At 65.8% G+C, this 21,453-nt stretch carries 15 protein-coding genes and 1 pseudogene; 9 read left to right on the top strand and 7 right to left on the bottom strand.

Translation table 11 applies throughout. From position 1 onward, the window contains the following. The first annotated feature begins 21 nt into the window (after window positions 1-21). Together purF and H3H55_RS26995 are read left to right on the top strand one after the other, a co-directional pair. Window positions 22-1,554 carry an amidophosphoribosyltransferase gene (gene purF / locus H3H55_RS27000; protein ID WP_129516949.1) on the top strand — a complete coding sequence of 511 codons (1,533 nt, stop codon included), beginning with the start codon at window positions 22-24 and terminating at the stop codon, window positions 1,552-1,554. Window positions 1,555-1,796: 242 nt separating this feature from the next. Further along, window positions 1,797-2,987 (top strand): O-succinylhomoserine sulfhydrylase, encoded by a 1,191-nt coding sequence (locus H3H55_RS26995; RefSeq protein WP_129516950.1) that lies wholly within the window; start codon window positions 1,797-1,799, stop codon window positions 2,985-2,987. A gap of 117 nt (window positions 2,988-3,104) precedes the next feature. On the opposite strand, the pseudogene H3H55_RS26990 reads toward H3H55_RS26995, so the two are convergent. From H3H55_RS26990 to H3H55_RS26980, 3 genes and pseudogenes are all read right to left on the bottom strand, one after another. Then, window positions 3,105-4,043, bottom strand: a pseudogene (locus H3H55_RS26990) (NAD-dependent epimerase/dehydratase family protein); the annotation flags it as partial. Next, complete coding sequence (gene gmd, locus H3H55_RS26985) at window positions 4,030-5,076, bottom strand: GDP-mannose 4,6-dehydratase (RefSeq protein WP_193100935.1); 1,047 nt, start codon at window positions 5,074-5,076, stop codon at window positions 4,030-4,032. The gene gmd and the pseudogene H3H55_RS26990, both read right to left, overlap by 14 nt. A 35-nt stretch (window positions 5,077-5,111) precedes the next feature. Further along, window positions 5,112-6,176: an acyltransferase family protein gene (locus H3H55_RS26980; protein ID WP_193100934.1), complete on the bottom strand. Its 1,065-nt coding sequence runs from the start codon at window positions 6,174-6,176 to the stop codon at window positions 5,112-5,114. A gap of 471 nt (window positions 6,177-6,647) precedes the next feature. On the opposite strand from H3H55_RS26980, the gene H3H55_RS26975 reads away from it, so the two are divergent. Genes H3H55_RS26975 through H3H55_RS26965 form a run of 3 tightly spaced genes read left to right on the top strand, consistent with a single transcriptional unit; the run spans window position 6,648 to window position 12,812 of the window. Next, on the top strand, window positions 6,648-8,840 hold the full coding sequence (locus H3H55_RS26975; RefSeq protein ID WP_193102173.1) for a hypothetical protein: 2,193 nt from the start codon (window positions 6,648-6,650) through the stop codon (window positions 8,838-8,840). Between the two features lie 43 nt (window positions 8,841-8,883). After that, window positions 8,884-10,350 carry a flippase gene (locus H3H55_RS26970; protein ID WP_193100933.1) on the top strand — a complete coding sequence of 489 codons (1,467 nt, stop codon included), beginning with the start codon at window positions 8,884-8,886 and terminating at the stop codon, window positions 10,348-10,350. After that, window positions 10,347-12,812, top strand: a complete 2,466-nt coding sequence (locus H3H55_RS26965) for a glycosyltransferase family 4 protein (RefSeq protein WP_193100932.1) — start codon at window positions 10,347-10,349, stop codon at window positions 12,810-12,812. Before H3H55_RS26970 ends, H3H55_RS26965 begins: the two co-directional genes overlap by 4 nt. A gap of 367 nt (window positions 12,813-13,179) precedes the next feature. Here the strand turns inward: H3H55_RS26965 and H3H55_RS26960 are convergent, their stop codons facing one another. Next, window positions 13,180-14,355 carry an acyltransferase family protein gene (locus H3H55_RS26960; RefSeq protein WP_193100931.1) on the bottom strand — a complete coding sequence of 392 codons (1,176 nt, stop codon included), beginning with the start codon at window positions 14,353-14,355 and terminating at the stop codon, window positions 13,180-13,182. 232 nt (window positions 14,356-14,587) lie between these two features. On the opposite strand from H3H55_RS26960, the gene H3H55_RS26955 reads away from it, so the two are divergent. Together H3H55_RS26955 and galU are read left to right on the top strand one after the other, a co-directional pair. Beyond that, a complete protein-coding gene (locus tag H3H55_RS26955; RefSeq protein WP_164992100.1) occupies window positions 14,588-14,731 on the top strand; it encodes a hypothetical protein in 144 nt (47 codons plus the stop codon). Between the two features lie 230 nt (window positions 14,732-14,961). Beyond that, window positions 14,962-15,849, top strand: a complete 888-nt coding sequence (gene galU / locus H3H55_RS26950) for a UTP--glucose-1-phosphate uridylyltransferase GalU (RefSeq protein WP_129516958.1) — start codon at window positions 14,962-14,964, stop codon at window positions 15,847-15,849. Window positions 15,850-16,230: 381 nt separating this feature from the next. On the opposite strand, the gene H3H55_RS26945 is transcribed toward galU, so the two are convergent. Next, a complete protein-coding gene (locus tag H3H55_RS26945) occupies window positions 16,231-17,349 on the bottom strand; it encodes an acyltransferase family protein (RefSeq protein ID WP_193100930.1) in 1,119 nt (372 codons plus the stop codon). Window positions 17,350-17,610: 261 nt separating this feature from the next. Between H3H55_RS26945 and H3H55_RS26940 the strand changes: the two genes are divergently transcribed. Beyond that, on the top strand, window positions 17,611-18,060 hold the full coding sequence (locus H3H55_RS26940; RefSeq protein ID WP_069747789.1) for an HU family DNA-binding protein: 450 nt from the start codon (window positions 17,611-17,613) through the stop codon (window positions 18,058-18,060). Between the two features lie 235 nt (window positions 18,061-18,295). Next, a complete protein-coding gene (locus tag H3H55_RS26935) occupies window positions 18,296-19,087 on the top strand; it encodes an AadA family aminoglycoside 3''-O-nucleotidyltransferase (protein ID WP_193102171.1) in 792 nt (263 codons plus the stop codon). A gap of 165 nt (window positions 19,088-19,252) precedes the next feature. Here H3H55_RS26935 and H3H55_RS26930 read toward each other — a convergent pair whose 3' ends face one another. Beyond that, complete coding sequence (locus H3H55_RS26930) at window positions 19,253-19,726, bottom strand: VOC family protein (protein WP_193100929.1); 474 nt, start codon at window positions 19,724-19,726, stop codon at window positions 19,253-19,255. A 389-nt stretch (window positions 19,727-20,115) separates the two neighbouring features. Continuing rightward, window positions 20,116-21,273 carry a porin gene (locus tag H3H55_RS26925; RefSeq protein ID WP_193100928.1) on the bottom strand — a complete coding sequence of 386 codons (1,158 nt, stop codon included), beginning with the start codon at window positions 21,271-21,273 and terminating at the stop codon, window positions 20,116-20,118. Between the last annotated feature and the right edge of the window lie 180 nt (window positions 21,274-21,453).

Raw genomic sequence — 21,453 nt, 5'->3', positions numbered from 1 at the left:
TGTCATTCTGAAGGACATGCCATGTGCGGCATCGTAGGCGTTATCTCCCAATCCCCGGTCAACCAGCTGATCTATGACAGCCTGCTGCTGCTGCAGCATCGCGGTCAGGACGCGGCGGGCATCGCGACGGCGGACGGCAGCAATTTCCACATGTACAAGGCGAACGGCATGGTGCGCGACGTGTTCCGCACGCGCAACATGCGCAGCCTGCCCGGCACCTACGGCATCGGCCAGGTGCGCTACCCGACGGCCGGTTCGGCGTCGAGCGAAGCCGAGGCGCAGCCGTTCTACGTGAACGCGCCGTTCGGGATCATCCTCGCGCACAACGGCAACCTGACGAACTGGCAGCAACTGAAGGACGAGATGTTCCGGATCGATCGCCGGCACATCAACACCAATTCCGACAGCGAAGTGCTGCTCAACGTGTTCGCGCACGAGCTGCAACTGTCGACCACGGGCCTCGAGCTCGATCCGGCCTCGGTGTTCAAGGCAGTGTCGGGCGTGCATCGCCGCCTGCAGGGTTCGTATGCGATCGTGTCGCTGATCGCCGGCTACGGCCTGCTCGCGTTCCGCGATCCGTTCGGCATCCGCCCGCTCTGCCTCGGCAAGCTCGAGACCGAGCACGGCACCGAGTGGATGGTCGCGTCGGAGTCGGTGGCGGTCGAAGGCATCGGTTTCGAATTCGTGCGCGACGTGCAGCCCGGCGAAGCGATCTTCATCGACCCGGCCGGCAACTTCCACAGCCAGCAGTGCGCGGAGAAGCCGACGCTGAACCCGTGCATGTTCGAGTACGTGTACCTTGCGCGTCCGGATTCGTGCCTCGACGGCGTACCCGTCTACAACGTGCGCCTGCGCATGGGCGACTATCTCGCCGAGAAGATCAAGCGCGAGCTGCCGAACGTGCCGATCGACGTCGTGATGCCGATTCCCGATTCGTCGCGCCCGGCTGCGATGCAGGTCGCCGCGAAGCTCGGCGTCGAGTATCGCGAAGGCTTCTTCAAGAACCGCTACGTCGGCCGCACGTTCATCATGCCGGGGCAGGCCGTGCGCAAGAAGTCGGTGCGCCAGAAGCTCAATGCGATGAGCATCGAGTTCAAGGACAAGAACGTGCTGATCGTCGACGATTCGATCGTGCGCGGCACGACCTCGCACGAAATCGTGCAGATGGCGCGCGATGCGGGCGCGAAGTCGGTGATCTTCGCGTCGGCGGCGCCGCCGGTGAAGTTCCCGAACGTGTACGGCATCGACATGCCGACGCGTGGCGAGCTCGTCGCGCACGGCCGCACCGACGACGAAGTCGCGAAGATCATCGGCGCCGACCACCTGATCTACCAGGATGTCGACGATCTGCGCCGCGCGGTGCGCGACATCAACCCGAAGCTCGAACGCTTCGAGGCGTCGTGCTTCGACGGCAACTACATCACCGGCGACGTGACGCCCGAGTATCTCGACAGGATCGAGCGTGCACGCCTCACGCCGGCGTCGCAGGCCGATCGCGACACGGCCGGCGAGACCGAGCGCTCGCAGATGAACCTGCAATTGTCGGTCGAGTGACACCGGCGTACGCTTTCGCCGAAGCGTGATAGGATGTGGCCTTGCGTCGATTTGATATCAGCTTGCGGACGCGGGGCAACTTCCCAAAACAGCTAAAGCGAAGGTCGGCGGAAGTCGGCCCGAGTCGATCGCTGTCGTACCCCGAAGCCCGCTGATGCCGATGCATAGCGGGCTTTTTGTTTTGGCCTGGTTTTGGTCAGGTTTGCGCGACACGCGCAACCATCGAATACGGAAAACGGAACATGGACGACTCCCTCAACTTCGACACGCTTGCCGTGCGCGCGGGCACGCTGCGCAGCGACTTCAACGAGCACTCGGAAGCGCTGTTCCTCACGTCGAGCTTCTGCTTCTCGAGCGCGGCCGACGCGGCCGAGCGCTTCGCGAATTCGGAAGACTACTTCACCTATTCGCGCTTCACGAACCCGACCGTCACCATGTTCCAGGAGCGCCTTGCGGCGCTCGAGGGCGGCGAGGCGTGCATCGCGACCGCGTCGGGGATGGCCGCGATCATGTCGGTCGTGATGTCCGCGCTGCAGGCGGGCGACCACCTGGTCAGCTCGCGCAGCCTGTTCGGCTCGACGCTCGGGATGTTCTCGCAGATCTTCAGCAAGTTCGGGATCACGACGACCTTCGTCGACCCGACCGACCTGAACGCATGGCAGGAAGCCGTGCGGCCGGAAACGAAGATGTTTTTCCTCGAGACGCCGTCGAACCCGCTGACCGAACTCGCGGACATCGAGGCAATCGGCAAGATCGCGAAGTCGGCGAACGCGCTGTTCGTCGTCGACAACTGTTTCTGCAGCCCGGTGCTGCAGCAGCCGCTGAAGCTCGGCGCGGACGTCGTGATGCACTCGGCGACGAAATTCCTCGACGGGCAGGGCCGCGTGCTCGGCGGCGCGCTGGTCGGCTCGAAGGAGTTCATCATGGGCAAGGTGTTCCCGTTCGTGCGCAGCGCGGGCCCGACGCTGTCGGCATTCAACGCGTGGGTGCTGCTGAAGGGGATGGAGACGCTGTCGCTGCGCGTCGAGAAGCAATCGGCGAACGCGCTGGAGATCGCGCGCTGGCTCGATTCGCATCCGGCGGTCGCGCGCGTGTTTCATCCGGGCCTCGAGTCGCACCCGCAGCACGAACTCGCGAAGCGTCAGCAGAAGGCGGGTGGCGCGATCCTGTCGTTCGAACTGAAGGGCGACACGCCCGAGCAGCAGCGCGCGAATGCATGGCGCGTGATCGACAGCACGAAGCTGATCTCGATCACCGGCAACCTCGGTGACACGCGCACGACGATCACGCATCCGGCGACCACGACGCACGGCCGCATCACGCCGGAAGCGCGTGCGGCGGCGGGGATCACCGAAGGGCTGATCCGCTTGTCGGTCGGCCTCGAGGACGCGGGCGACCTGCGCAACGATCTCGCGCGCGGTCTCGGGGGCTGAGCGGGTTCATAACGATGCGACGGGGCGCGCCGGCGTCCTGTCGCCATCGGCACCGTAGTCACGGCGCACGCCTTCGCGCGTGCGCGATCCGTTCGGCGTACGTGCGGTCGGCATGTCGTCACGCACCGCGCTCACCATCCACCGCAAAGTTTCGTCGAGCGGCGTGACGGGCAATTCGCCCACCGCGCGCCGCAGTTTGTCGCGCGACCCGCTCAGGCTCTTCACTTCGTTGTGCCGCACGAAACGCGGATCGACCGTCACGTCGATCACGTAGCCGGTGATGCGGGACAGTATCGCCAGCACTTCCTTCAACGAATACGCACGCTCCGAGCAGACATTGAGTATCTCGCCGGCCGGCGCGGTTTCGATCAGCTTCAGATAGGCGGCCGTCACGTCGCGCACGTCGGAGAAATCGCGGCGCACGTCGAGATTGCCGAGCGAGATTCGCGGTTCGTTGCGCGCGTAGTGCGCGACGAGCTTCGGCAGCAGAAACGTATCGCTCTGGCCGACGCCCGTGTAGTTGAACGGCCGCGCGATCACGATCGGCAGCCGGTCGGCCCACAGCTTCGCCGCATACTCCATTGCGAGCTTGCTGATCGCGTAGTCGTTCGCGGGGGCGGGCGGGACGTTTTCGTCGAGCACGCCGGCCGTCGAGTTGCCGTAGATGTTCGCGCTGCTCGCGAGCAGCACGGCCGACGGGCGGCGGTCGAGGCCAGCGAGCGCGGCCAGCAGGTTGCGCGTGCCGACCACGTTGACCGCGTAGGTCTGCGACGGGTCATCTTGCGCGACATGCGCGCGCGCGGCGAGATGCACGACCGCATCGGGGCGCGCGTCGGCTGCGGCCGCGCGTACCGCATCCGCGTCGAGCAGGTCGACGGGCAGCAGCGTGCAGTTCGCGAACAACGGATCGTCGGACGGCGGCGAGCCGGGCGCGACCGTGCCCCAGACTTCGTAGCCGGCCGCTTCAAGGTGTTGCACCATGTAGCGGCCGGTGAAGCCCGTCAGGCCCGTGACGAACGCCCGGCGCGGGGCGTGTTCGAGATCAGAACGTGTCATGGTGCTGGTTCCGCGTCAGATCCGCCTCGACCATCATCTGGCAAAGCTGTTCGAGCGTCGTCTCCGGTGCCCAGCCGAGCTTGCTTTTGGCCTTGTCCGCGCAGCCGATCAGCAGATCGACTTCCGCGGGACGGTAGAACCTGGGATTCACTTCGACGAGCACGTTGCCCGTCGCCACATCGAGACCGCGTTCCTGCTCACCCTTGCCGGCCCATTCGATCTGATAGCCGGCCGCCGCGAACGCCATCCGCACGAAGTCGCGCACGGTTTCGGTGCGATTGGTGGCCAGCACATAGGTGTCGGGCTCGTCGGCCTGCAGCATCAGCCACATCCCTTCGACGTATTCGAGTGCAAAGCCCCAGTCGCGCTTGGCGTCGAGGTTGCCGAGTTCGAGGCGGGTCGCCTTGCCGAGCTTGATCTTCGCGACGGTGTCGGTGATCTTGCGCGTGACGAACTCGCGGCCGCGCAGCGGCGATTCGTGGTTGAACAGGATCCCGCTGCTGCCGAACAGGCCGTACGACTCGCGGTAGTTCACGGTCATCCAGTGCGCATACAGTTTTGCGGCGCCGTACGGGCTGCGCGGATAGAACGAGGTCGCTTCCGTTTGCGGAATCGACTGCACCTTGCCGAACATCTCGGACGTCGACGCCTGATAGAAGCGTGTTTTCGGGCTCACGACGCGGATCGCCTCGAGCAGGTGCAGCGGGCCAAGGCCCGTGACGTCGGCGGTCGTGGACGGCTGCTCGAACGACACGCCGACGAAGCTTTGCGCGGCCAGGTTGTACAGCTCGTCGGGCTGCGTGCGTTCCAGCAGCCGCATGCTCGAGCCGGCGTCCGTCAGGTCGTGCTCGACGAGCGTGAGGTTCGGGTGCATGTTGACGCCGAGCTCGGCGATGCGCCAGAGGTTGACCGAGCTGGTGCGGCGATAGGTGCCCGTGACGTCGTAGCCCTTGTCGAGCAGCAGCTTGGTCAGGTAGGCGCCGTCCTGTCCGGTGATCCCCGTGATGATGGCCTTCTTGCGGGTTTGGCTCATGGCGTTGTCCTTGTCGAAAACATAAATAGAGAAATTCAGGCGGTCGTGCTTGCGGCGGCCGGTAATGGGCTGCGCGCGGGGCCGCGCGTCAGGCGCCGTTCGAAGCCGTACCAGCTCAAGGTCGCGTAGGCGAGCGTGATCGCGAGCGCGAGCGCGGCCGTGACGAAGCGGTTCAGGTGCAGCGGCCACAGCGCGTACAGCACGCTCAGGTGAATCAGGTAGACGGTGTAGCTGACGGTGCCCACGTAGACGAGCATCGGGTTCGTCAGCACGCGTTGCACGACGCCGCGGCCGCGCAGCGCGATCACGACGATCGACGTGCACAGCAGCAGCGAGATGCTGTAGAGCGCCGCATTCGACAGCGGCGTGTTCGCGGCGCGAAAGCGCGGGAACGACAGGTGCAGCCAGCCGAGGATCGCGAGCGACACGAGCGCGCCGACGATCGCGAGCGGGTAGAACGGCTCCAGCGCGCGCCGGTCGCGGCGCAGCACGATCGCGAGCAGCGCGCCGGCCGCGAGCAGGTCCATCCGGAACGGCGTCAGGTAGTAGATCGGCCAGAACGAATCGAACCACGGCGTCGCGATCGCGCGCAGCACCGGCGCGGCAACGATCAGAGCGGCGGCGACCCACAGCAGCGCGCGTTCCGAGCACCACAGCACGACGAACGGCCAGAAGATATAGAACTGCTCCTCGACCGCCAGCGACCACAGCACGTTCAGGCTGTCGTGGCCGATGCTGCCGAGCGACAGCCCGATGTTGGTCGAGAAGAACGCGAACCACGGCCAGTGCGGCAGCCAGCTCGCGCCGAACAGGATCGTCGAGACCACCAGCAGCAGCACGTACGGCGGCAGGATGCGGCGCACCCGGCGCGCGTAGAAGTGGCTGAAGTACGACTGCCCGCGCGCCTTGCGCTCGAGCAGGATGCCGGTGATCAGCAGGCCGCTCAGCACGAAGAACAGGTCGACGCCCATCCATAGCGGCGCCTTCAGCGCGTGCTGCAGGAACACGGCGCCCACCGCGATCGCGCGCAGCCCGTCGAGCTGCACGATGCGGCCGTGTTGCGGCGAGGCGAGGTCGACGGGTCGCGCGAGGCCGGTCATTGCGCGGTTCCTTCGCGACGTGCATCCGATGCGTGTACGTATTGCATGCCTTTAAATGGAATATTGATTCGAAATCGATTCTAGGGAAAAGAAATCGGTAAAAAAACGCGCGCAATTTATCTGACGACAAACGTTCAAATGCCGATTATTTCGGTCACGAGATGAAAGGTTGACGTCCGCGCAGCCGCGACAAGCCACGCAGAGCGGCACTTTGTACAGCGCGACGCATGAAAGGCGGTCGTTATTTCCGTTTTCGGGTGCGATTTTCAACCTGTTCCGGTTCGATATTTCAGGCGGAAACATCCCCAAATATTTCCAAATTTCTTGTGATTATTTTTGCTTGTAACCTGCATCGCGACGTTTGAAACCTATTTAGTAGCGACAGGGTGCGCCGGCGGCAGTCCGCGGCCGCGCCGGTCGCTTCCGCATCAAGTCTGGAGAAGCGCATTGCGACGTCTGATTCTGGTTGGCATGACGGTAGGCGCGGCGCTGCTGGCGAGCGCCGCACCGGCCGAAACGGTGTTGCCCGCGACGACGTCGTGGATCGGCAACACGTTCGGCTATGGCGACGGCAGCTGGACGCAGATCGACATCCGCGCGATCGCGGTGACGCCTGAAGGCAAGGTGTATACGAATGCGCCGTGGGACGAGAGCGGGGCCGAGGCGAGCGTCTACCAGGACGGCAAGATGCTCGGTTTCGCCGGCGGCACGCACGGCTGGGGCAACCTCGGCGGCAACGCGATCGCCGTGAACAGCAAGTATGCGTACGTCGCGATCGGCGTCGGCAACGAGCGCGGCCACCTTCAGTCGCCCGGCATCTGGCCGGACAAGGGCAAGCAGTGGTTCGGCATTTCGCGGCGCACGATCGGCGACCTGAAGCAGCCCGCGCCGTTTCGCGCGGCGCCGCAGCCGGCGCCGGGCGGCCGGGCCGATACCGGCCGCGCGCGCATGGCCGCGAGCTTTATGATGGTCAACGAGGTGCCGGCCCCCGCGCGCTCGGAAGTCGGCGACGCGAAGGCGGAAGTGGGCGGTCTCGCGGCCGACGACAAGACGCTGTTCGCGACGAATCCGTCGCGCGACGCGGTGGATGTATACGACGCCGAGGCGATGCAGCAGAAGGGCACGTGGAGCGCGCACGAGCCGGGCCGCATCGCGCTGGCGGGCGACGGCACGCTGTGGCTGCTCACGGACACGATCAACGGGCCCGCGCACCTCGTGCACATGCGCGCGGACGGCCGCAAGATCGACGACGCGCCCGCGCTGCCCGACGGCACCGACGCGGTGGACGTGGCCGTCGATACGAAAGGGCGCGTGCTCGTCGCGGACAACGGGCCGCGTCAGCAGATCCTGATCTTCTCGAAAGGCGGCAAGGGTTATGCGCAGTCCGGCACGCTCGGCGAGCGCGGCGGCATCTTCGCGGGCCCCGTGCCGGGGCGGCCGGGGCCGCAGCGCTTCAACGGGCTGACGGGCGTCGGCGTCGACCGCGCGGGTAACGTCTATGTGTCGATGAACGGCATCGGGCTGCGCCACGACACGATCGGCGCGGGGCTCGGCGCGGTGCTCGAAAGCTACACGCCGGACGGCAAGCCGCGCTGGCAGGTGCAGGGGCTGCTGTTCGTCGACGGCGCGTGGCTCGATCCCGCACGGCCGAACAGCGTGTACACGGGCAACAAGCGCTTCGAGCTCGACCTGTCGAAGCCGCCGGGCCAGGACTGGAAATATGTCGGCTTCCTGTCGAACCGCTTCAAGTATCCGGACGACCCCGTGTTCCATACGGACCAGTGGCCGGGCATGCCGATCGCGCGCCGCGTCGACGGCCGCACGTTCCTGTACCTGACCGACATGTACGCCGATCACCTGAAGATCTACCGCTTCGATGCGAAGCGCGACGGTGAGGTCGCGATTCCGTCGGGCGTGATCGCGGGCCGCGCACGGCCGGTCGACAAGGTGCCGAACAAGCCGCCCGGCGGCGACTGGCTGTGGCGCGATGCGAACGGCAACGGCCGCCTCGATGCCGACGAATTCGAGCTGAACACGACCGGCAAGGCGAAAGCGGGCGGTTGGGGCTGGTGGGTCGACACGAAGGGCGACATCTGGCGCACGAGCGACGTGCGCGGCATTCACCGGTTCCGGTACGGCGGCGTCGACAAGGCCGGCAACCCGATCTACTCGTACGACAAGGTCACGACCTACCCGATGCCGCAGCCGTTCACGCAACTGCGCCGCTCGATCTACGACGCGCAGGCGGACACGCTGTACGTGACCGGTTACACGGCCGACGCGCCGCCGCAACCGGGCATCAACAAGGAAGTCGGCCGCGTGCTGGTGCGCTTCGACAAGTGGTCGACCGGCTCGCCCGTCGTGCGCTACACGGTCGCGCTGCCGTGGCAGCTCGACGCGAAGCCGATCCTGGACCTGATCGGGATCACGGTCGAGGGCCGCTACATCTTCACCGTGGAGCCGGTCGGCAAGATCCACGTGTACGACAAGGACACCGGCAAGGAAGTGGGCGTGATGAGCCCGGGCACCGAGGTCGGCAAGGCATCCGGCTGGGTCGACGTGCCGTTCGGCATCAGCGCCTTCAAGCGCGAGAACGGCGAATACCTCGTGTTCGTCGAGGAAGACGCGCGCGGCAAGGTGCTGATGTATCGCTGGAAACCGTGACGGGCGGCGCGCCGTCGTCGTCCCCGTCACACAAGGCTCAAGCATGGACAAAGGCATACTCAAGAACGTTTCGATCAACTTCATCGGGCTGATCCTGCCGACCTTCGTGTCGCTGGTGACGGTTCCCGCGTATATCCACGCGCTCGGCGTCGAGCGATATGGTGTCGTCAGCCTCGTGTGGACGCTGATCGGCTATTTCGGGATCCTCGATCTCGGGATGAGCATGGCCGCGCAGAACCACATCTCGAAGGCGCTCGCGAGCGGCAACGACGACGAAAGCGCGCGCGTGTTCTGGAGCGCGTTCTGGCTGAACCTCGGCACCGGCATCGTGGGCGGGCTGCTGATCTATTTCGGCGCGTTCATCTACACCGCGTATTTCACGAAGGTGTCGGCCGCGATGCAGCACGAGGTGTATCTGGCGCTGCCGTGGCTCGCGCTCGCGATTCCGCTGGCGAACGTGTCGTGGGTGTTCGCCGGCGCGATCAACGGCGCCGAACGGTTCGGCGTGTTCAACACGAACCAGACGATCGGCACGTTCCTGTTCCAGCTGTTGCCGCTCGGCGCCGCGTGGTGGATCGCGCCGAACCTGCAGACGGTGCTTGCCGCGGCCGTCGTCGCGCGCCTGATCGCGGCCGTGATGCTGGGCCACGCGAGCATCAAGGTGCTCGGGATCCGGCGCATCGATCCGCCGCAGTGGGGCACCGCGAAAGGGCTGTTCAACTTCGGCGGCTGGATGCTGATCGCGAGCACGACCAGCATGATCGCGGACACGCTCGACCGCGTGATGCTCGGCGCGGGCATGGGCGCGAAGTTCGTCACTTACTACACGGTGCCGCAGAACCTCGTCACGCGCCTGAACATGCTGCCGAACGCGCTCGTGCGCACGCTGTTCCCGCGCCTGTCGGCGGTCGGCCGCGACCACGCGGACACGCTCGCGCGCCAGTCGCTCGAATTCCTGAACGGCGTGTTCACGCCGGTCGGCATCGTTGCAATTTTCGCACTCGCGCCGTTCCTCACGCTGTGGGTCGGCGCCGACCTCGCCGCGCATTCGGCGCCGGTCGGCCGCGTGCTGGTGATCAGCGTGTGGCTCGTCGGCCAGGCGAGCGTCACGCGGATCCTGATCCAGTCGCAGGTCAACCCGGCCCGCGCGGCGTTCGCCGGGCTCGTCGAAATGCCGTTCTTCGTCGGCGGCCTGTGGTTCGGCATTCATCACTTCGGGCTGATCGGCGCGGCGGTGGTCGTCGCGGTGCGCGCGTTCGTCGATTACGGCGTGCTGCTCTATCTGTCGGCGATCCGGATGCGCGCGATCGTGCTCGACATGCTGGCGCACCTCGCCTTCCTGCTCGCGAGCCTGTTTCTCGCGCAGGCGTGGCCGGGGCTCGGCGAGTCGATCGGCATGTGCGCGATCGTGCTGGTACTGAACGTCGCGTGGTCGCTCACGATGACGCCGGGGCTGCGCGCGCTCGTGCGCGACCTGTTTGTCCGTCTCAATGCGAGGAAAACCGTATGAATCGCGATCTGGCGGAACACGCCGTATTGAATCTCGCCACCGCCGATGCGGCCGTGGCCGAAGCGGGCGATACCGTTGCGCTGCGTCGCTCCGAGCCGGCCGGGCGGGCCGACGCGCGCCACCCGGCGCGTGCGCTGCGCGTGGCGATCGTCCACGACTGGCTGGTCACCTATGCCGGCGCCGAGCGCGTGCTCGAGCAGATCGTCGCGTGCTTTCCCGACGCGGACCTGTTCAGCCTCGTCGATTTCCTCGACGACCGCGCGTTCGTGCGCGGCAAGCCGGTGACGACGTCGTTCATCCAGAAGCTGCCGTTCGCGCGCACCAAGTACCGCAGCTACCTGCCGCTGATGCCGCTCGCGATCGAGCAGCTCGACGTGTCGGAGTACGACCTCGTGATCTCGAGCAGCCACGCGGTCGCGAAGGGCGTGCTGACGGGACCGGACCAGGTGCACATCAGCTACGTGCATTCGCCGATCCGCTATGCGTGGGACCTGCAGCACCAGTACCTGGAGCAGTCGAACCTCACGCACGGGCCGAAATCGCTGCTCGCGCGGATGATCCTGCATTACATCCGCAACTGGGACACGCGCACCGCGAACGCGGTGGACGGTTTCGTCGCGAACTCCGCGTTCATCGCGCGGCGCATCCGCAAGGTCTACCACCGCGATGCGGCGGTGATCTTCCCGCCGGTCGACGTCGACGCGTTTTCGCTGAACGCGGAGAAGGAGGATTTCTACCTGACCGCGTCGCGGATGGTGCCGTACAAGAAGATCGACCTGATCGTCGATGCGTTCTCGCGCACGCCCGAGCGCAAGCTCGTCGTGATCGGCGACGGCCCCGAGATGCAGAAGATCCGTGCGAAGGCCGGCCCGAACGTCGAGATCATGGGTTACCAGCCGTTCGCGGTGTTGCACGACCGGATGCGGCGTGCGAAGGCGTTCGTGTTCGCGGCCGAGGAGGATTTCGGGATCTCGGTCGTCGAGGCGCAGGCCTGCGGCACGCCCGTGATCGCGTACGGCAAGGGCGGCGCGCTCGAAACCGTGCTCGACCCGCGATCGGCCCCGAACCCGACCGGGCTGTTCTTCGACGAACAGACACCGCACGCGATCGTCGCGGCGGTCGACGACTTCGAGCGTGCGCCACAGCGCTTCACGCCGAATGCATGTCGCACGAACGCGGAGCGGTTTTCCGCCGATACGTTCCGGCGGCGCTTCCTCGACTACGTGGAGGCAGCTTTGCCGGGCTCGACCGCGCAGCGCGGCAAGGCCGCCGCGCCGATGCCGGCTGCACGCGGCCCGGCGACGCTCGTGCTCGACCAGAGCGGCGTGCTCGGCGGCGCCGAGCTGTCGTTGCTCGAGATCATGAAGCACATGCGCGCGAACGCCGACGTGCTGCTGTTCGACGACGGTCCGTTCCGCGCGGCGCTCGACGAGATCGGCGCGCGCGTCGACGTGGTTGACCAGGGCGCGCTCGCGGGCGTGCGCAAGCAGGGCGGCGTGTCGGCCGGCGCATTGAAACAGCTCGTGCGGCTCGTGCGCGACGTCGCGCGCCGTGCGCGCCGCGCCGAGGTGATCTACGCGAATACGCAGCGCGCGATGGTGGTTGCCGCGCTCGCCGGGCGGCTCGCGCGCAAGCCGGTGGTGTGGCACCTGCGCGACATCGTCAGCACCGATCATTTCGGCAGCAAGCAGCTGCTGGCGATCAAATACTGCACGCGGCTCGGCGTTACGCGCGTGATCGCGAACTCCGACGCGTCCGCGCAGGCGTTCCGCACGCTGACGGGCTTCACGCCGCAGCACGTCGACGTCGTGTTCAACGGCATTTCGGCCGAGCCGTTCGATGCGCTGGAAGGCGTCAGCCAGGCCGCGCTGCGCGCACGCCTCGGGTTGCCCAAGGATGCATGGCTCGTCGGCTCGTTCAGCCGTCTCGCGCGCTGGAAGGGGCAGCACGTGCTGCTGGAGGCCGCCGCGCGGCATCCCGACATGCACGTGGTGCTGGTCGGCGCGCCGCTGTTCGGCGAGGACGAATACGCGGCGCAGCTGCACGAAACCGTCGCGCGGCACGGGATGGACGAGCGGGTGCATTTCCTCGGGTTCCAGCGCGACGTGGCCGCGTGCATGACGGCGGTCGACGTCGTCGCGCACACGTCGATCACGCCCGAGCCGTTCGGGCGCGTGATCGTCGAGGGGATGCTCGCGCGCCGGCCGGTCGTCGCGGCTCGCGCGGGCGGTGTCGTCGAGATCATCGAGGATGGCGACAACGGGCTGCTCTGCGAGCCGGGCGATGTGACCGCGCTGGCCGATGCGCTGGACACGCTGAAGCGCGACGGCGCGCTGCGCGAGCGGCTCGTCGCGAGCGGGCGCGCGACGGCGGTGCGCCGGTTCGGGACCGAGACTTACGTGCAGCGGGTCGAGAAGATCCTCGCGGATACGGCGAAGGCCGCGAAAGCGAAGAAGCAGTAACGGCGCGAGCCGGCGGTAAACGGGCCCCCAGGCGGCGTTGTGCTGCGTGGGGGCTTCGCTTTTCGGCTCGGGTGCCGTGTCGCGTGAGTTGCGGTCGGGCTGCTGCCTGCCATATCGGGCACGAGCCGGGCCGGTCGCCGTTCCGATCGGGATCGCGCGCCGCTGGCAACGCGCGAAGCGAAGGCGGCGCGGCGGCAAGCACGTGATGAAAGCCGGTCAGGAGCGGCCCACGCGGGCCGTAGCGCGGCCGGATCGAGGCGGGTTGCACATCCGGCTCAACCCAGTGTGCGACCGCGCTCCGGCCATGAAAAAGCCCCCGCGCAGCGAGATGCCGCGCGGGGGCTCCTCCGGAAGCGGACCGGCCGGGTCAGGTAGCCCGTTCGGGCGCCGATGCGACCACGCGGGTGCTGCGTGTCGGCTTGAAGCTGGCCGACCACGTCATCGCGGGCCGTTCGAACAAACGGTAGAACACGTACGCGACCGGGATCGCGGCGGCCATGAACGCGAACGACGGCCAGATCGACAGTTGCAACTCGGAGTGGAACAGCACCGAGCCGAGGCAGACGAACAGCGGCAGGTGGATCAGGTACAGCGAGTAGCTGAAGTCGCCGAACCAGCCGAGCACGCGCAGCGGCGGCGTCGGCTGCGGCGGACGAGCGAGCGCGCGGTACAGGAAGCACGCGAAGCCGGCCGACCACAGCTGGAACGCGCCGTACTGGCCGAAATGGAACGCGCCGCAGCCGGCGGCCAGCAGCACGGCGGCCGCGCCGTACCACGCACGCGACGGCACGGTGGCCGCGCCGCGGGCCTGCTGCGCGCGCACGTCGGCGATCCACGCGCCGATCGTCCACGACAGCCAGTACGACGTGAAGAATTGCAGGTCGTGCCGTTCGAGCAGCCACGCCGACGCGACGTTGACGACGGCGACCGCGGCTACGACGGCCGGCATGCCGATGCGACGGCGCAGCGCGAACAGCAGCGGGTAGATCGCGTAGAACTGCACTTCGAGCGACAGCGTCCACAGCGCGCCGTTCGACCCGTACGTGTAGCCGGCGACACCCTGCAGCGAGAACAGGTTCACGAGGAACGCCGTGACGCCGATGTCGCGGATCTTGTGGCTGACGGGCTCGATCTGCAGGCTGACCGCGTCGAGCGCGAGCGTGAACAGCAGCGCGGCGAGCAGCACCGGGTAGATGCGTGCGAACCGGCGCGCCCAGAAGTTCGGCGCGTCGAGCCGGTATGCCGGATCGGCCGCGAGCTTGAGCGCCGCGTTGCGGTGGATGCAGTAGCCGCTGATCACGAAGAAGATCGGTACGCCGGCGGAACCCCACGCGAACGGGAAGGTCAGGTAACCGGCGATCGCGCTCGGGGTGAGCGCGTGACCGTAAGCGTGATGGAAGCTCTGCATGCCGACCCAGACGACCTGGCGGCAGTGGAAATAGGCGACGAGCAGCGCCGCGAACCCGCGCATCGCGTCGATCACGTGTTCCTTGTGATCGGCGACGGGCGGCGCGGTCAGAGACGATCCGCTGAAAGCTTGCATGCGATTCGATTCCTTGCGACGGATGGAGTGGAGCATGGACGAATGGGAAGTCTGGTCCAATCGTAATGCGCAAGAATTCGATCAATGAATAAAAAAATATCGCGCGGAAATAATGCTATTCCGCATGATGGTTTTATCCGGATCTGAAAGCGGTTCCAGCGGCGCTTCAATTATTTACCGATTTTTTTCTGATAGTTTGAAGCTCCAGTTGATTGATGCAAGGAGCGGCAAGATGGACATGCATTGGATCGCGAGCGCGGCAGTACTGCTGGTCATGGTCGTGCTGTCGGCGTACCGCGAGGCGCTGAAGAACGAACCGATTCGCCCGGGTCTCGAACGGGGCGGCGTGCCCTATATCGAGGAATTCGAATCGTAAGAATTTGTATCAAGAAAATCGGTAATATGTTTCCGCTTCGGCATGCGGTCCGGCAAGATCGACCGGGTTGAAAGGATTATATTTTTTTCGGAATCATTGGGCAATCGGCCCATATCGAAAATGAGCGGAGTGGAATTGGCAGTGCCGTCGATTCTCGATATGCCGTTCGGAAAACCATCGCGCCGGGTCGCTGGTCGACGCGGCGCAGTCAACGCAATCAGGATGCGAACATGTTGAAAGTCACCAAGGCCGTGTTTCCCGTTGCCGGTCTCGGCACGCGGTTCCTCCCGGCTACGAAGGCGAGCCCGAAGGAAATGTTGCCCGTCGTCGACAAGCCGCTGATTCAGTACGCGGTCGAGGAAGCGATCAACGCCGGTATCACCGAAATGATCTTCGTCACCGGGCGCAGCAAGCGCGCGATCGAGGATCACTTCGACAAGTCGTACGAGATCGAGGCCGAACTCGAGGCGCGCGGCAAGGAAAAGCTGCTCGAGCTCGTGCGCGGCATCAAGCCGAGCAACGTCAACTGCTTCTACGTGCGCCAGCCGGAAGCGCTCGGCCTGGGCCATGCGGTGCTGTGCGCGGAGAAGCTCGTGCACGGCGAGCCGTTCGCGGTGATCCTCGCCGACGACCTGCTGCACGGCGAGCAGCCGGTGCTCAAGCAGCTCGTCGACGTGTTCGACCACTATCACAGCTCGGTGATCGGGGTCGAGACGATCGCGCGCGAGGACAGCCGCTCGTATGGCGTGGTCGAAGGCCGCGAATGGGAGGAGGACATCATCAAGCTGTCGGGCATCATCGAGAAGCCCGCGCCGGAAGATGCGCCGTCGAACCTCGGCGTGGTCGGCCGCTACGTGTTCATGCCGACGATCTTCGATCACCTGCGCCGGCTCAAGCCGGGCGCGGGCGGCGAACTGCAGCTCACCGACGCGGTCCAGTCGCTGCTCGCGAACGAACAGGTGCTCGCGTATCGCTACTTCGGCACGCGTTTCGACTGCGGCAGCAAGATCGGCTACCTCAAGGCGACTGTCGAGCTTGCGCTCCAGCACCCGGAAGTGAGCCGCGAATTCGAGGCGTACCTGCGTACCTGCTTGCCCGCGCTGGCTGCTGTCGCTTAAGCAGTCGCGCGCTCCGTTGTTTCAGGTGGTGGTTGTTCCGTTGGCCCCGGCCGTTCGCGCGCCGGGGCTTTTTTGCTTTTGCCGATGCGCGATCGTGGTGCGTGCAACTGGCGTGTCGCGTTGCGTCGGGTTCGAGTGACGAGTGGTGCCGTGTGTGGAGCGGGGCGCTCGGTCGTGGTCTGGCGCGACGTCTGAAACCGGTGCCGAAGCGCTCGCCCGGGCGAGCGGATCGTCGGTATTGTTGCGCGATGCGCATCGACGTGTGTGCTGGCGTTGGTCCTGCCGGAGTCGGTCAATGACGCCGCGCCGTCGTGCATCAGCATCCGGCCGTTACCGGCATCGCGTTTTTCCCGTTCCTTCGTGTCGCCGTCTTCGTGGCGCTCAACGCGCCGACGTGCCCGGCCGCGCGACGAAGTGCCGGGCCAGCATCGCGGCGATCGGCTTCTTGAAGTCGAGCAGCCGCTTTTCGAGATAACGCCACGACAGGTGCGCGAGCAGCACGGCGAGCGCGAATTGCAGCATCTCGGGCAGCGCTTCCCGGACGAATTCCGGAATCGGCACGTGCGCGAAGTGAGCGGGCAGCATGCCGAAGCGCGCGGGAATCAGGTTGTGGAACAGGTAGAAGCCGTAGCTGATCGTGCCGAGATAGACGAGCGGCGCCCAGTCGAGCAGCGACACGACCGGATGCTCGGGTTCGCTGACGATCCACAGCATCAGCGCGCCGAGCGATGCCGACAGGCCGAGATCCGCGAGCCCCGCGACCGCGTCGGGCAACGCGGTGCACGCGGGCAGCACGAGGAAGAACACGACGCCTGCCGCGCCGAGCCAGCCGGGCGGAATGCGGCGCAGGGTGGCCGGGCCGTGATCGGCGAGCGCCATCGCGCCGACGCCGCCGAGCGCGATCAGCGCGAAATTCCACGGGGAAAACGCGTAGATCAGCACCGGCGACGCGTCGGACAGGTAGAGCGCGAGATGCGCGACCGCGAACAGCACGATGGCCGCGATGCCGAGCGCGACGTGTCGCGCGGCGGGTACCGCGAGCAGCGCGAGCGGCGCGATCAGATAGAACTGCTGTTCAACCGCGAGGCTCCAGAAGTGCGACGTGGAGCCCGGCCAGCCGTCCTTGACGACACCGATCCAGTAATTCGACAGGAACACCGCGTGCCACGCGAGCCCGAGATTGACGCCGCGCTGGTAGAAGAGCGCGTGCGCGATCGCGAGCGCGGCGAGCAGCAGGTAGTACACGGGGAAGATCCGCAGCGCGCGTTTCGCGAGGAACAGCGCCAGTGCGTGGCGGCGCGTCATCGTGCCGCACTCGAGCGCCTGGCGGTTGCGATGCAGCTCGCCGACGATCAGGAATCCGCTGATGAGGAAAAACGTCCACACGCCAAGCTTGCCGACGTCGACGGCAAGGACGTGGCCCTTGTGGGACAGGAAAACGAGGATGACGGCGATGGCTCGCAGGCCGTCGAGTCCTTTGACGTATCTGGCTTCGCGCATGGAGGCATCCGGGCATTGAGCGAGCCCAGTATAGGTGCGCAAATATCGAACGTAATTCGCGTTCGGACGCATACGTAACGAGGTTTTTCGACGTTCGAGCATCGGCGAAGTCGGTCGGGCGCAACAAAACCTGCGGGAAACCCCGCGAAAACGCATAAAAGTACTGCACGAAGCGTCAAGGCGCTTGTAGAATCCGGCGTTGAAGCGCGCGCATTGCACGCTTCGTGTATCCAACGAACGACCACACCTGGTAGGAGAAACATGGCGACTTCCGCAAAAAAGGTGGCCAAGAAGGCTGCCGCCGCACCGGCCAAGAAAGTGGCTGCTAAGAAAGTAGCGCCCGCGAAGAAAGTAGTGGCCAAGAAGGCCGCCGTCGCGAAGGCGCCCGCTGCTCCGACGCCGCTGAAGGACAAGTTCACGAAGGCATCGCTCGCAACGCACATCGCTGAGCGCGCAGCCGTGGAAGTGAAGGCGGTCAAGGCAGTGCTCGCCGCACTCGAGAACGTCGTGCTGGGCTCGGTCCACAAGAAGGGCGCAGGCGAGTTCACGCTGCCGGGTCTGCTGAAGATCACGGCACAAGTCGTGCCGGCGAAGAAGAAGCGCTTCGGCAAGGATCCGTTCACGGGCGAAGAGCGTTGGTTCCCGGCGAAGCCGGCCAGCGTGCGCGTGAAGGCACGTGCGCTGAAGAAGCTGAAGGACGCGGCGGCGTAATGCCGCGCAACGGCTGCCGATGCATGTCGGCAGCCGTTGCAGTGTCCGACGATCCCCGTACGCGAAAGCGTGCGGGGATTTTTATTGCGCTGCGCAAATCGTGCGGCAGCGATGTCCGGTTCGACGTGCAACGCGTGGCGAATGACATGCCGCGCCCACGCAATACCGAACGGCAATCTTCATTCACGCTTGCTGCTTTCCATTCGCGGCACGCCGTGCCCGTTGCATGCGCATCGTGACTGAATGCATTCCGACCGAAATCGTTGGGCAGGTGGCCGCCGCGCGCTCCGCGATCGAGCGGCATCTCGGCGCGATGCTGAATGCGATCCACCTGTTCGGATCGGCGCTCGACGGCGGATTGAAGCCACGCAGTGACATCGACCTGCTGGTGACGGTGGCGGCGCGGCTCGACGAACCCGCACGGCGCGCGCTGATGCTCGACCTGCTCGCGGCGTCGTCACCGCCCGGTTGCGCAGGCGGCTTGCGTGCGCTGGAGGTCACCGTCGTCGCGCACGGCGAGGTGGTGCCGTGGCGTCATCCGGCGCGGCGCGAATTGCAGTTCGGCGAGTGGCAGCGCGGCGACCTCGAAGCCGGCATCGTCGAACCGGCACTCTTCGATCACGATCTGGCAATCATGTTGACGAAGGCGCGACAGCACAGTGTCGCGCTGGTCGGGCCGCCGGCGGCCGTGCTGTTCGAGCCGGTGCCCGCGTGTGATTTTGAGGCCGCGCTTCTCGCTACCGTGGCGCAGTGGGATGTCGAACAGGACTGGCGCGGCGACGCGTGCAGCGTGGTGCTCGCGCTTGCGCGCATCGGGTACAGCGCCGCGACCGGCAGGATCGCGCCCAAGGACGTCGCCGCGGCATGGGTGCTGGAGCGTCTACCGGACGCATACCGGCCGGTTGTAGCGGCTGCGCGTGCCGCCTATCTCGATGGCGAAGCGGGCGCGGCGATCCTGTCGGGTGAACCGCTCGCCGCCTTCATCGGCTACGCGCGGCGGACCGTCGAATCGATGCGGTCGGCGTAGCGGCGGATACCACGGTGCACGTGATCGGGATGCGGGCCGAACCACCGCGGATCATGAGCGCTTGCGCAGACGCCGCACGCGCAAACAGCCGATCGGGCGCTCGCCGGCGACTCGCGCGGCGCTAGACCGGCGCGCCGCCACGCATCCGAGGCACGACACGTTTCGTCAGCCCCCGGTGCCCTCATAGGCGGCCTTCAGCGCGGCGGCGTCGAACTTGGTCATCTGCATCATCGCCGCGGCTACGCGCGCTGCCTTGACCGCGTCGCGGTCGGCCATCATCGGAATGAGATCGGCGGGAACGATCTGCCACGACACGCCATAGCGGTCTCTCAGCCAGCCGCAGCCGTCCGCCGTGCCGCCGTTGTCGAGCAGGGCGCTCCAGTAGCGGTCGAGCTCCGCCTGATCGCCGCAACTGACCAGCAGCGAGATCGTGTGGTTGAACGACTCCGTGCGCGCGTGGCTCATCGCGAAGAACGGCTGCCCGAACAGCTCGAATTCGACCATCCGGGTGCCGTCGGTGCCGGGCACGGACGTGACGCGGACGACGCGCGAATCCGGAAAGATGCCTGCATAGAAGGCCGCTGCTTCTTCGGCTTCCGTCGAGTACCAGAGAAAAGGCGTGATCTTCTGAATCGTCATGACGAATCTCCTGTCTGTATTGGCCGGGGCGCAAACTGCGTGCCGACATCGGTACGACGCACGACGGCCGCCGAAATCGACATGCCGGGGCGAATGCGCCGTCGCACGGGATGAACGGTGCCGGCAACTGCGGATGGTAGTCGCCTGGTGGAGAGGTAGCGACCTGCCCGGGCATCCGGAAGCGGCGTTTCCGGCGCATTGCAGCCTCCAGGCGCCGCTGCCGGCCGGCGGTCGTGCGTCGGCATCGTCTCTGCTCGCCGGCCCGCGCAGGCCATTTCGACCCGCCGGCGACGGACGAAAAAAAAGCCAGCCACGGTCGAAACCGAAGGCTGGCTTTCCAGTTCGGCGGCAAGGCGTCGGAGACGCCATGCACACCGGATACATCGTTTTTAGAACTTGTGGCGCAGGCCGAGAGCGACCATTTCTTGCGACTTCGTGCCGGCGAAGCCGTACGAGCCGATCGATGCTTGCGCTGCCGACGTCGTGCCGTCTGCGTTGAGCTGCGTGCCGCTTGCGTGCTGGTACGCGCCGACCAGGTACACGTCCGTGCGCTTCGACAGCGAGTAGTCGCCGCCCAGCGAAACTTGATGGTACTTGGCGTCCGTGTTGCCGCTTGCCTTCGTGTACGAGTAGCCGAGGCCCAGCAGCAGCGGCGGCGTGACTTGATACGTCGCGAACGCGCGGCCCGTGTTGTACTTCTCGGTCGAGCCGAAGCCCGACGATGCGTCCGGCTTGTACTGCGAGTTGCTGTAACCGAGGCCAAGCGTGACCGGGCCGATGACGTACTGGCCTGCGACTTGCGCGATGGCGATCGACTTCGCCGACACGTAACCCGCGTTGATCGGGCCGTCGACGATGTTGTCCGACGTCGTCGACGTCCAGTTGTTGCGGACACCTGCCGACGGCGTCGGGTTGTTCGCGTAGAAGTAGCCAGCAGCAACGCCGATCGGGCCGTTGTTGTATGCGGCTGCGACCGACCACGTCTGGCCCGAACCCGTCTTGCCTGCAACGCCGCCGAGGGCGTACATGCCTTCGACCTGGAGGCCGGCGAACACCGGCGACGTGTACTTGATCGCGTTGCTGACGCGCAGGCTGTTGTCGTTGTTGTCGACGTCGCCCGGCGTTGCGAACGTGCTGCCGAAGTAGTTGTCAGCCGTGACTGCCTGGACCAGATCGACGACCGGGTCGTACTGGCGGCCGAGCGTCAGCGTACCGTATTGCTTGCTTTCGAGGCCGACGAATGCCTGACGGCCGAACATGCGACCGCCCTGGTTCAGGTGGCCCGTGCCCGGATCAAAACCGTTTTCCAACTGGAAGATCGCCTTCAGGCCACCGCCGAGGTCTTCTGCGCCTTTCAGGCCGAAGCGGCTGCCTTGCAGGTTGCCCGACAGCATTTGCCACGAGTTGATGCCTTGGCCGTTATTGCCGTGAACGTAGGCGATCGACGTGTCGATCACGCCGTACAGCGTCACGCTCGATTGAGCGTGAGCAGCGCCAGCGGCGCCCAGCAGGGCGAGCGAGAGGGTCGAGAGAGCGAGTTTCTTCATCGTTGAGTTTCTCCACGCAAGTGATTCATCGTTATTTGTTGCGGATTGGAGAATAGCTCAGTGCCATCGACGCAAGAAAGCTTAAAAAATAAAGTGTCTCGAAAAGGTAACAGCATCAAAAAGTCTATATATATCAAGCACATCAACGACTGTTCCTGTTTTTGAAATAGTTGACATTTG

The sequence above is a fragment of the Burkholderia sp. Z1 genome (genome assembly GCF_014893795.1).
In the GTDB taxonomy this organism is placed as follows: Bacteria; Pseudomonadota; Gammaproteobacteria; order Burkholderiales; family Burkholderiaceae; genus Burkholderia; species Burkholderia theae.
The sequence above is the reverse complement of the archived record's forward strand: the minus strand, read 5'-3'. Positions and strand labels throughout refer to the sequence as shown.

Coding starts and splice junctions, on each gene's coding strand:
- purF (WP_129516949.1), top strand. CDS start 22: ATGTGCGGCATCGTAGGCGTTATCTCCCAATCCCCGGTCAACCAGCTG.
- H3H55_RS26995 (WP_129516950.1), top strand. CDS start 1,797: ATGGACGACTCCCTCAACTTCGACACGCTTGCCGTGCGCGCGGGCACG.
- gmd (WP_193100935.1), bottom strand. CDS start 5,076: ATGAGCCAAACCCGCAAGAAGGCCATCATCACGGGGATCACCGGACAG.
- H3H55_RS26980 (WP_193100934.1), bottom strand. CDS start 6,176: ATGACCGGCCTCGCGCGACCCGTCGACCTCGCCTCGCCGCAACACGGC.
- H3H55_RS26975 (WP_193102173.1), top strand. CDS start 6,648: ATGACGGTAGGCGCGGCGCTGCTGGCGAGCGCCGCACCGGCCGAAACG.
- H3H55_RS26970 (WP_193100933.1), top strand. CDS start 8,884: ATGGACAAAGGCATACTCAAGAACGTTTCGATCAACTTCATCGGGCTG.
- H3H55_RS26965 (WP_193100932.1), top strand. CDS start 10,347: ATGAATCGCGATCTGGCGGAACACGCCGTATTGAATCTCGCCACCGCC.
- H3H55_RS26960 (WP_193100931.1), bottom strand. CDS start 14,355: ATGCAAGCTTTCAGCGGATCGTCTCTGACCGCGCCGCCCGTCGCCGAT.
- H3H55_RS26955 (WP_164992100.1), top strand. CDS start 14,588: ATGGACATGCATTGGATCGCGAGCGCGGCAGTACTGCTGGTCATGGTC.
- galU (WP_129516958.1), top strand. CDS start 14,962: ATGTTGAAAGTCACCAAGGCCGTGTTTCCCGTTGCCGGTCTCGGCACG.
- H3H55_RS26945 (WP_193100930.1), bottom strand. CDS start 17,349: ATGCGCGAAGCCAGATACGTCAAAGGACTCGACGGCCTGCGAGCCATC.
- H3H55_RS26940 (WP_069747789.1), top strand. CDS start 17,611: ATGGCGACTTCCGCAAAAAAGGTGGCCAAGAAGGCTGCCGCCGCACCG.
- H3H55_RS26930 (WP_193100929.1), bottom strand. CDS start 19,726: ATGACGATTCAGAAGATCACGCCTTTTCTCTGGTACTCGACGGAAGCC.
- H3H55_RS26925 (WP_193100928.1), bottom strand. CDS start 21,273: ATGAAGAAACTCGCTCTCTCGACCCTCTCGCTCGCCCTGCTGGGCGCC.